Consider the following 1,201-nt stretch of genomic DNA (forward strand, 5'->3'; position numbering starts at 1 on the left):
CCGCGGAATCCCCGCGGACACCGGCGTTCCGTTCAGGGCGGCTGAATGGTATCCCTGACAGGATGACCGACTGGGATCTTCGCAAACTCCGCGTCCTGCGCGCCCTGGAGGAGTTCGGGACCGTCCGGGCCACGGCGGAGGCCCTATGCATGACCCCCTCCGCCGTGTCCCAGCAGCTGTCCTCCCTCTCCCAGCAGGTGGGGGTCGCCCTGCTGGAGGCGCACGGGCGGCGGGTCCGCCTCACCGACGCCGCGCACGCCCTGCTGCGCCACACCGACATCGTCCTGGCCCAGCTGGAGCGGGCCGAGGCCGAACTGGAGGGCTTCGCCCGGGGCGAGGCCGGGCACGTGCGCGTGGGCGCCTTCGCCACCGCCATCCCCAGCCTCGTGGTGCCCGCGCTGGGCGCCCTGCGGCGCGCCCACCCCGGCCTGACCACGCGGGTGCACCAGGCCGAGGCGGCCGAGGTCTACGACCTGTTGTCGGCGGGCGAGATCGACGTCGGCCTGTCCCTGGCCGCCCAGGCCCCCACCGGCCACGACGGCCGCTACGACCGGCGCGAGCTGCTCACCGACCCCCTGGACGCGGCCCTGCCCGCCCACCACCGCCTGGCCGACGCCCGCGCCCTGCGCCTGCGCGACCTGGCCGGGGAGCCGTGGATCTACGGGGCCTCGGGCCCCTGGCGCGACATCACCGTCGCCTCGTGCGCGCAGGCGGGGTTCGTCCCCGAGCAGGCGCACGTGGCCTCCGACTGGAGGGCCATCCTGGACATGGTGGCGGCGGGCATGGGCGTCGCGCTGGTCCCCCGGCTGGCCGCCGCGGACGACACCCCCGGGGTCAGCCTGCGGGTGCTGCGCTCCGACCAGCCCCGCCGCCACGTGGTCTCCGCCGTGCGCTCCGGGGCGGGCGGGCGCCCCCAGGTCGCGGTGGTGCTGCGCGCCCTGGCCGACACCGCCGCGGACCTGGGCGGCCCTTCTGTTCAGTTCAACTGAACAGAATGATCAGAAACTTTCGCTGGAAGTAATCGTTTTCTCTTGGGACTCTGGACATGTCCGACACGTCCACTTTTTCGGGAGAAACATGAGCGGGGCCCAGCCCACCGATCCACGTGCCTACAACGCCCGGCCCTACGCGGGCGGCGACCCCTACGCCGACTACCGGGACACCGACCTCGACTTCTCGGCCCTGGTCGACCTGGCCGAGA

The 1,201-nt window shown here is 73.6% G+C and carries 1 protein-coding gene and 1 pseudogene; both read left to right on the plus strand.

Going from position 1 to position 1,201, the window contains the following annotated elements; all coding sequences use genetic code 11:
* The first annotated feature begins 62 nt into the window (after nt 1–62).
* Nucleotides 63–989: a LysR family transcriptional regulator gene (locus DQW06_RS20190; RefSeq protein ID WP_013151768.1), complete on the plus strand. Its 927-nt coding sequence runs from the start codon at nt 63–65 to the stop codon at nt 987–989.
* An 88-nt stretch (nt 990–1,077) separates the two neighbouring features.
* Nucleotides 1,078–1,201: pseudogene (locus DQW06_RS20195) on the plus strand (allantoicase); the annotation flags it as partial.

The sequence above is a fragment of the Nocardiopsis sp. TNDT3 genome (assembly GCF_003427465.1).
Taxonomy (GTDB): Bacteria; Actinomycetota; Actinomycetes; order Streptosporangiales; family Streptosporangiaceae; genus Nocardiopsis; species Nocardiopsis dassonvillei.